This window comes from Petrocella sp. FN5 (assembly GCF_029210395.1).
GTDB lineage: Bacteria > Bacillota > Clostridia > Lachnospirales > Vallitaleaceae > Petrocella.
Genome location: NZ_JARGDP010000148.1, coordinates 1 through 2,085, shown reverse-complemented (window position 1 = coordinate 2,085; position 2,085 = coordinate 1). Strand labels below are relative to the sequence as shown.

At 28.7% G+C, this 2,085-nt stretch carries 1 protein-coding gene; it reads left to right on the top strand.

Translation table 11 applies throughout. The features are described 5' to 3' along the window. Window positions 1–531 precede the first annotated feature (531 nt). Window positions 532–2,085 (top strand): sensor histidine kinase (locus P0N36_RS15075; protein WP_275843702.1); only part of this gene is annotated, 1,554 nt, incomplete at its 3' end.

The following is a 2,085-nucleotide window of genomic DNA, read 5'->3' as shown; positions in this document are numbered from 1 at the left end:
GGATAATAATTTTTTCATTTTCTTTCCTCCTATTTTTGTTACCCCATAATAAGTTTCTTTTCTAGTCTTTTATAGTATAATAAAGCTTGATCTAGAATCACAGTCAATCTCTTTACATGTTCTACGAGGGTATGCTATACTTTTTTCAAAGATAATAGGTTTTTTAATACATGTCAGATAGGTTATTGATATTTTTACTTATATATGATTTTTTTTACCTCGTTATCAAGCTTCAGATAATCAAAACGTTTTTTAACATGAAAAATATGAAATTTTTTACTACGAAAGGTGCATATGATAAATTTTTCTAAACTTTCTAAATGTATCTTAAAACCAAATTTCATATTCAATAATCATTTGCGCAATAAAATCATTATAATTGTTTTGATTTCAATACTACTGCCTACATTTTTTTTCTTTTTATATATATACACGTTTGTAAATGATTATTTCTATACTCATTATGTTGATACCTCTATTTCCCAAGCAACAAGCCATCTTGAAGATAGTATTGTAACTAATCTTAGGATCTTGGAAAATAGTTATCATCTATTAATCTCTAATCAAAGCATTAGAGAAAATCTTTATAATCTGGAACATATAGAATCCTCATATTATAACGATCAACTTGTCAAGCTAAATATAGAAACAGAGCTTAAGTATATCATGGGAAATGATTTTGCTTTTAATAGTGGCTTAATAGAATCTGTTTTTGTTTTCTCAAATTCTGATACATACTACTCTTTGCTCTTTAACTATCTCCCTAATGAATCACTTCTTCGTTATAATCTAGATTTTTATGATCTATATAAGCAACAAAATGAAGATATTATTAGATATGATGATAACAATAACACTATATACTACATGAAAACAATTGATGATTATATTACAGGTAAAACTCTGGGAAAGATACTTCTTGGCATTGATTTTGAAGCATTAAAGGGAGAGTATGAGTCTGATGATTATAGTGACTGGACATCTGTCATTTATGATGATGATGGCATCTATCGATTTAATAGTAATCCAAAATCAATTGGGTTACCGGTATCAGAAGAAGTTCAAGAACATGCTACATTTAAAAAAACAACACGTATCATAAATAATAATGAACCTTATCTTGTGCTATCTGAACATATCAATGACTTAGATCTCACCTTGATTAATTATGCACCGACAAAGTATTTTGGCAGGGATTTTTGGATTTTCTTGCCTGATTCCATGTACTTTATTATACTGAGTGTCTTAATCTCTATTATTGTAGGCATCTATTCTGTTAGTTATATTACTGAACCTTTAAAAAAGATTACATTAACGATAGCGGATGTAAGTAATAGCAATTTCAAAGAAAAAATGCCACCCTATAAATATAAAGAGTTAAATGATTTAAGTGTTGTTTATAATAAAATGATTGATCAGATCCAGTACTTATTTAACGAAGTTTATGAAAAGCAACTTCTTGTTCAAGAAAGTGAATTAAAAGCACTTCATGCACAGATTAACCCTCACTTTATCTTTAATGTACTTGAATCTATTACATGGGAAGCAAGAATAAGTGAAAATGACAAAATTGAGCATATGATTACGGCTCTTGCTCAACTACTTCGAAGTAACTTTTCTTTTACAAATCAAGAAAAATACGTCATTGAATACGAACTGGATTATATTAATTTTTACCTCTATTTACAAACAGTACGTTTTGTTGAAAGACTATCCTACACCATTGATATAAGTTCAGATAATCTATTGCAACTATATATACCAAAATTTTCAATACAAACTTTAGTCGAAAATGCAATTATTCATGGTATTGAAAAGAAAACAGGAAGCAGTCATTTAACAATAAAAGTTGAAGAACTTGATCAAGATATACTTGTTTTAGTTAAAGATGATGGTATTGGCTTTGATTCTAGTTTTTTAGATTTTTCAGATAATAATAGATCATTTCCGAATCAACCTATTGGGCTACAAAATGTTGATCGACGCATCAAATTATTATATGGCGAGCATTATGGTATTCGTATTGATAGCATCATTGGTCAAGGCACCACTGCTCAAATACTAATCCCAAAGGACAAGGAGGCA